Origin of the sequence: Micromonospora sp. (assembly GCF_048594385.1) — a bacterium.
Taxonomy (GTDB): domain Bacteria; phylum Actinomycetota; class Actinomycetes; order Mycobacteriales; family Micromonosporaceae; genus Micromonospora; species Micromonospora wenchangensis.
The window spans coordinates 1-6,514 of sequence record NZ_JBMDWU010000045.1; the positions used below are offsets into that span (position 1 = coordinate 1).

Here is a 6,514-nt window from a genome sequence, read left to right on the forward strand (position 1 = left end):
GCCGGTGAGTCAGACCAACCCGGCGACCCACCCCACCATCCTCACTGTCTGCCGTCGACCCGCCCTTTGGGGAAGCGGGCCGCCGTCCGGCCCGCCACGTCAAGACGGCCTTGACGGCTCGTACGGACGCTGGCGGGTCGGGCGGTGGTCTGCTCGGCTTGCCCGGGTCGATGGCAGGCGGGATGGCCTACCGCAACCACCCACGGGCCGTGATCCGCCGACGGTTCCCCGGCCATCCTGGAGCCTGAGCGCCCCCGCCGGAGGCGCAGTAACCGCAGCCCCGCGACTGCCGCCCGGTCGCCGACGGGGCCGGCGTGCGCTCCCCTACGCTGCGCGGGCTTGTGACCGCGCGGCCCGGCAGGCTGCCGGCCCACCACATCTTCGGTCAACGGCCTGTCGTTCTGCGGCAGCCCTCTGGGCTTCCTGCTGTCCGCGTCAGCCCCCGGGCATCAGGCGTGACGGCCGCAGAGCGGCAGCGGCAGCGGCCGGCGCGCGCCCTGGCGGCGGCGCGTGCGGCCCGTTCAGGGCCGCCTTGATAGACGTACAGAAAGTCCTCCCACAACCGGCAGGCAGCCGGCCGCCCTGCGGTTTCACGGCGGGTTGACGTGTCGGTACCCGGTGCTACTCTGGCCCTCGTCGAGCACGTCAGCGCGGCCTTCCCGCCGGATCGCTGAACTCGACTTCGGAGTTGCCGAGCGGCCTTCCTGCCGCTGACGCGGGCCACATCCCGCCGGCTCTCGACCGCACCGGCCGCTATGCCGGCCCGGAATCCGCTGAATAGCCCAGCACGGCCTTCCCCGCCGTCCACGATGGCCCTCGGATTCACGCACCTCGACGGGTGGGGATCACCTGCGGCAACCCACCGGAAGCCGACGACCAGGCACCCCACCCGTCCCGGCATCACCCAAGATCCAGGAACCCAGCTCAACGGCGGTCCAAGGCCGATGGCCAACCCCGCCCTCCGGCGTGAGCCGCCCTCTCCGGCGGTGCCAGGAGACACCGCGAACACCACCGACCGGCGTCCGGTGGCAGTTCGTCGCCCGTCCCCTGCCACCCCTTGAGGAGAGAACCGTGTCCACCCTCACCGCCGGCCGTGACGCCCAGGCCCTGCACCGCGCCGCCGCCCCGGATTACTTCGGCTGGCTGGAGCACACCCGCGCCGCCGGAGGCTGCACCCGCCCGATCCGCCTGGCCGGCACCCTCACCGCCGTCGAACCCGCCACCGGCCGGGTCCTGGCCGCGCAGCACACCGACGAACTGCCCGACCGGACGCTGTACAAGGCGTGCGGCAACCGCCGTGCCGCCCAGTGCCCCGACTGCGCCTGGGTCTACGCCGGTGACGCCTTCCAGGTGGTCCGCTGCGGCCTGACCGGCGGCAAGACCATCCCCGCCACCGTCAGCAGGCATCCGGTCGTCTTCGCCACCTTCACCGCCCCGTCCTTCGGCCCGGTGCACCACCGGCACATCCCCCGGCACACCTGCACCAACCGGCGGCGCTGCGACTGCCGACCCGCTCCCTGCCGTGCCCGGAGCACCGCCGGCACCTGCCCTCACGGGCGGCCCGCGGCCTGCTTCACCCGCCACGACGCCGACGATCCGCAGCTCGGTCGACCGCTCTGCCTGGACTGCTACGACCACGACCACCAGGCCGTCTGGAACTACTTTTCCGGCGAGCTGTGGCGGCGCACGAAACAGGCCATCGAACGCCACCTCACCGCAGTGTGCCGCCGACGCGGCATCCCCCACGTCCAGGTCGTCACCGACTCCGGCCGTGTTCGGCGGGTGCCTCCGGTGCGGGTGTCCCACGGGAAGGTCGCCGAGATGCAGCGTCGGGGCGCGGTGCACTTCCACGTCCTGCTGCGCCTCGACGGCGTCGACCCACACGACCGGCACGCCCTGCTGCCGCCGCCGGCCGGCGTCACCGTCGACGACCTCGACGCCGCCGTCCACGCCGCCACCCGACAGATCACCGTCACCACCCCGCCGCACCCCGACCGCCCGCAGGGCTGGCCGGTCGCCTGGGGTGAGCAGGTCGACGTACGGCGCATCGGCACCAGCGACGGCGACGTGACCGACGCCAAGGTGGCCGCCTACCTCGCCAAGTACGCCACGAAGTCCACCGAGGTCACCGGCCACTGCTCCACCCGACTCACCCCGGACACCGTCGACGCCTACGCCGACCCGGAAGGCGACCACCTCGCCCGCCTCATCGACGCCTGCTGGCGACTCGGCCGCCCCACCCGGCACCACGTCCCCCGGACAGCCGGGAACACCGAAGACCGTCAAGGCGACCTTGACCCCACACCGAACGAGTACGCCGGGCTGCGCCGCTGGGCGCACATGTTCGGCTACGGCGGCCACTTCCTCACCAAGGCCCGCCGCTACTCGGTCACCTTCGGCCTGCTCCGCGACACCCGCGCCGCCTACCGCCGCACCGAGCACGCCAGCACCTCCGACAGCAACGACACCGCCGGCACGGTCACCGTGGGCACGCTGGCCTTCGTCGGCTCCGGCTGGCTGACCGACGGGGACGCCCTGCTCGCCAACACCGCCGCCGCCCAACGCCGCGAACGCCAACGCATCGGCCGGGAGGAACTCGCCCACGAGGCGTGGTCGGGGGTGGCGGCGTGACCCGACCCCTCACCCCGCGCTGGTACTCGCCCGCCGAGGTGGCCGTGCTGCTCGGCTTCGGCCTGTCCAAGGTCAAGATGAAGATCGCCACCGGGGAGCTGCGCTCCATCAAGGACGGCAAGTACCGCCGCGTCCTGCCCGAGTGGGTCGACGAGTACGTCCGCGAGCAGGTCGAGCGGCAGGAGGCCGCCTGATGCCCGCCCGCACCCGCGCCAACGGCGAAGGCTCGATCTTCCCGTACCGCAACGGCTTCGCCGCGTACGTCTGGGTCACCAAGCCCGACGGCAGGCGGACCCGCAAGTATGTCTACGGCCCGACCCGGGAGGTCGTCCACGACAAGTGGATCAAGCTGCACCGGCAGGCCAAGGTCGGGCCGGTCGCCACCCGGGTGCCGACCCTCGGCGACTACCTGACCTACTGGCACCGGGAAGTGGTGCGCCCCAACCTCGCGCCGCTGACCTGCGCCACCTACGAGACGATCCTCCGGCTGTACGTGATCCCCGGCCTCGGCGGGAAGCGGCTCGACCGGCTCCAGGTGCGCGACGTGCAGACCTGGATCAACGAGGTGGCCCGCGCCTGCCAGTGCTGCGCCCAGGGCAAGGACGCCCGCCGCCCGGAACTCAGGCGGCGCTGCTGCGCGCTCGGCCGGTGCTGCGGCGACGTGCCGTCCGCCCGCACCGTCAAGGACGTCCGGGGTGTACTGCGCTCCGCGCTCAACCACGCCGCCACCGAGGAACTGGTCACCCGCAACGCCGCCGCCCTGGTCAAGCTCCCACCGGTCCGCCGCCGCAAGGGCCGGGCGTGGACCAGCGACGAGGCGCGTCGCTTCCTGGAGTCCGCGCGGGCCGACCGTGATCCGCTGTACGCCGCGTACGTGCTGATCCTGGTGCTCGGGCTGCGCAAGGGGGAGGTGCTCGGCCTCACCGGGGACGCCGTGGACCTGGCGGCGGGGGAGCTGTCGATCGGCTGGCAGTTGCAGCGGGTCGGCGGCCAACTGCTGCACCGCGAGACCAAGACACAGACCTCGGACGCCACGCTCCCGCTACCGGACATCTGCGCGGCGGCACTCGACCTCCGCCAGAGCGCGAGGAAGGCCGACCGTGATGAGGCGGGCATCGCTTGGCAGGGCTCGCTGCTGCTGTTCACCACCCGCTACGGGACCCCCGTCGAGCCGCGCAACTTCAACCGCTCATGGGACGCCCGCTGCGCCCGTGCCGGGGTCCGGAAGATCACCGTGCACGATGCCCGGCGTACCTGCGCGACCCTGCTCGTCGACCTGGACGTGCACCCGCGCGTCATCATGCAGGTGCTCCGGCACGCCGAGGTGTCGGTCACGATGGAGATCTATTCGCAGGCGTCCTCGGACGCCACCCGCGACGCCCTCAAGCGGCTGGGGGAGAGCCTGCGGTGATCACCGCTGCTGTACTCCACTGCTGTACGGAAGCACTAGAGGGCACATCCATGGATCGGATGTGCCCTCTGACCTCTGTCGGGGTGGCCGGATTCGAACCGACGACCTCTTCGTCCCGAACGAAGCGCGCTACCAAGCTGCGCCACACCCCGAGGCGTGCGGTGAAATAGTAGCCCACCCGCTCCGCCGATCAAACTCGGTACCCCCCGCTCCGGCGACGGCCAGGCCGGCACCCGGCCCTGGCCTGCCCACCCCCATGATCAGATTGCCGAAATGACGACGACACGCCGTCACGACTGCGCGAAACGGCAATCTGATCATGGGGGTGGAGCGGTGGAGGCAGCAGAGCAGGGAGCAGCAGAGCAGGGGGCGGCAGAGCAGGGGGCGGCAGAGCAGGGAGGCAGCAGAGCGGGGATCAGCGGGGGGTGAGGGTGAGGATGCTGGCCTCGGGCGGGCAGGCGAAGCGGACCGGGGCGGTGGGGTGGGTGCCGAGGCCCGCCGAGACGTGCAGCCAGGAGTCGGAGCCGGGCCAGCGGTGCAGGCCCTTCGCCATCGCCCGGGGCAGCCCGCAGTTGGTCACCAATGCGCCGTAGCCGGGTACGCAGACCTGACCGCCGTGGGTGTGCCCGGCCAACAGCAGGCCGAAGCCGTCGGCGGCCATCTGGTCGAGCAGCGCCGGTTCCGGGGCGTGGGCGAGCGCGATGGACAGGTCGGCGGCGGGGGTGACCGGGCCGGCGACGGCCGGGTAGTCGTCCTGCCCGATGTGCGGGTCGTCCACGCCGACCAGCTCGACGAGGCGGCCACCGGCCTTGATCGAGGTACGCGCGTTGTTGAGGTCCGCCCAGCCGGCCCCGGTGAGGACGTCCCGCAGTTCCTCGTACGGCAGGGCGGCGCCCTCGGTGTACTCCCGGCCCGGCAGGAAGTAGGTGAACGGGTTCTTCCAGACCGGCCCGGTGTAGTCGTTGGAGCCGAAGACGAACGCGCCCGGATAGTCGAGCAGCGGTTGCAGGGCGCGCAGCACCCCGGGCACCGCGTCGGGGTGGGCCATGTTGTCCCCGGTGACCACCACCAGGTCCGGGTCGAGGGCGGCCAGCGACGCCACCCACTGCTGCTTGCGCCGCTGGTCGGGCATCATGTGCAGGTCCGACAGGTGCAGCACGCGCAGAGGCTCGGCGTCGGCCGGCAACACCGGCACGTCGTACCGGCGCAGGGTGAACATGTTGCGTTCGACGAGGGACGCGTACGCCAGTGTGGCCGCCCCGGCGGCGACGGTCCCGGCGGCGAGGCCGAATAGTGTGCGCTTTCGCATGCCGACCAGGGTAGTTTGACCGTCCATGAGCACGCTGAAGGACCGCCTGACCGCAGACATGCGCGCCGCACTCAAGGCGCGCGACGAGCTGACCACCTCCACGTTGCGGATGGCGCTGGCCGCCGTCGGCAACGCCGAGGTCGCCGGCAAGGCCAAGCGCGAGCTCTCCGACGACGAGGTGCTCGCGGTGCTGACCAAGGAGGCGAAGAAGCGCCGGGAGGCGGCTGCCGCGTTCGCCGACGCCGGTCGTGCCGAGCAGGCCGACAAGGAGACCGCCGAGGGTGCGGTGCTCGACCGCTACCTGCCGAAGCAGCTCTCGGAGCAGGAGCTGACGGAGCTGGTGTCGGGGGCGCTGGCCGCAGCCGGCTTCACCGAGAAGTCCCAGATGGGCCCGGCGATGAAGGCGGCCCAGGCCGCGGTGGCCGGTCGGGCCGAGGGCGGTCGCGTCGCCGCCGAGGTACGCCGACAGCTCGGCCTCTGACCCACATTGGCTCTGGTCGGTTCGATGGCTCCGGTTTGTCAATTCAATTTTGATTACCGGGAGTGTTCGTAATTGACTGTTGCGGTGACGGCTGATTCGTGGAAGGCTCGTTTGGCCGGCTTGACATGCAACGGGGGCGTGATCGATACCGGTTGAGGACATGACCCTCGTTGCCTCGACCATCTGAGGTGACTATGAAGCCGTTGGCTGTTGCTTCCCTATTCATTTCGACGTGCATGGGTGCCGTCGTCGTGCCGTCGGCGGCGTCCGCCGACATCTCCATCCAGGCCACCTGCTCTCGTACGGTCAACGTGGCGAGCAGTGCGTACAGCACGTCCGATCCCATCGCCATGCCGTCGACCGGCAGCACCGCGTCGAGCACGAGCTGTGGAATGGCGCAGGGTGCCAACAGCAGCGCTGTCGGTGCCCTGCAGCGGGCGTTGAAATACTGTTACGGTGCCAGCATCACCGTGGACAACGATTTCGGCCCTGCGACCAAGTCTGCCCTCGTCTCCGCTCAGAAGCGGGAGGGCATCACCGCAGACGGAATCTATGGTCCGCAGACCCGGTCGAGCCTCACCTGGCGCACGGTGGGTGGTCGGTGCGACGAGGCTGCGAACCCCATCTACACCTGATTGTTTGAGTTCCGTTTACCGTGAATGCGGAACGGGCGGGCACCCCG

The 6,514-nt window shown here is 71.1% G+C and carries 6 protein-coding genes and 1 tRNA gene; 5 read left to right on the top strand and 2 right to left on the bottom strand.

Translation table 11 applies throughout. The features are described from left to right. Nucleotides 1-1,071: 1,071 nt before the first annotated feature. From ACOJTC_RS01805 to ACOJTC_RS01815, 3 genes are read left to right on the top strand one after another with little or no spacing between them, the layout of a single operon-like run. A complete protein-coding gene (locus ACOJTC_RS01805; RefSeq protein WP_420115488.1) occupies nt 1,072-2,631 on the top strand; it encodes a replication initiator in 1,560 nt (519 codons plus the stop codon). Further along, the gene (locus ACOJTC_RS01810; RefSeq protein WP_091247981.1) at nt 2,628-2,825 is read left to right on the top strand and encodes an excisionase family DNA-binding protein; all 198 of its coding nucleotides are present in this window, start codon (nt 2,628-2,630) and stop codon (nt 2,823-2,825) included. Before ACOJTC_RS01805 ends, ACOJTC_RS01810 begins: the two co-directional genes overlap by 4 nt. Beyond that, a complete protein-coding gene (locus tag ACOJTC_RS01815) occupies nt 2,825-4,042 on the top strand; it encodes a tyrosine-type recombinase/integrase (protein WP_420115489.1) in 1,218 nt (405 codons plus the stop codon). Before ACOJTC_RS01810 ends, ACOJTC_RS01815 begins: the two co-directional genes overlap by 1 nt. 78 nt (nt 4,043-4,120) lie before the next feature. Here the strand turns inward: ACOJTC_RS01815 and ACOJTC_RS01820 are convergent. Both ACOJTC_RS01820 and ACOJTC_RS01825 read right to left on the bottom strand, forming a co-directional pair. Beyond that, nucleotides 4,121-4,194, bottom strand: a tRNA-Pro gene (locus tag ACOJTC_RS01820). 263 nt (nt 4,195-4,457) lie between these two features. Continuing rightward, on the bottom strand, nt 4,458-5,351 hold the full coding sequence (locus ACOJTC_RS01825) for a metallophosphoesterase (protein ID WP_204927041.1): 894 nt from the start codon (nt 5,349-5,351) through the stop codon (nt 4,458-4,460). A gap of 25 nt (nt 5,352-5,376) precedes the next feature. On the opposite strand from ACOJTC_RS01825, the gene ACOJTC_RS01830 reads away from it, so the two are divergent. Continuing rightward, a complete protein-coding gene (locus ACOJTC_RS01830) occupies nt 5,377-5,832 on the top strand; it encodes a GatB/YqeY domain-containing protein (RefSeq protein WP_204927042.1) in 456 nt (151 codons plus the stop codon). Between the two features lie 194 nt (nt 5,833-6,026). After that, nucleotides 6,027-6,467, top strand: coding sequence for a peptidoglycan-binding domain-containing protein (locus ACOJTC_RS01835; protein WP_420115490.1), 441 nt, complete (start codon nt 6,027-6,029; stop codon nt 6,465-6,467). Nucleotides 6,468-6,514 lie beyond the last annotated feature (47 nt).

Bases quoted from the DNA above. Each gene is read 5' to 3' on its own strand.
- ACOJTC_RS01815 (WP_420115489.1), top strand. From the start codon at position 2,825: ATGCCCGCCCGCACCCGCGCCAACGGCGAAGGCTCGATCTTCCCGTAC.
- ACOJTC_RS01825 (WP_204927041.1), bottom strand. From the start codon at position 5,351: ATGCGAAAGCGCACACTATTCGGCCTCGCCGCCGGGACCGTCGCCGCC.
- ACOJTC_RS01830 (WP_204927042.1), top strand. From the start codon at position 5,377: ATGAGCACGCTGAAGGACCGCCTGACCGCAGACATGCGCGCCGCACTC.
- ACOJTC_RS01835 (WP_420115490.1), top strand. From the start codon at position 6,027: ATGAAGCCGTTGGCTGTTGCTTCCCTATTCATTTCGACGTGCATGGGT.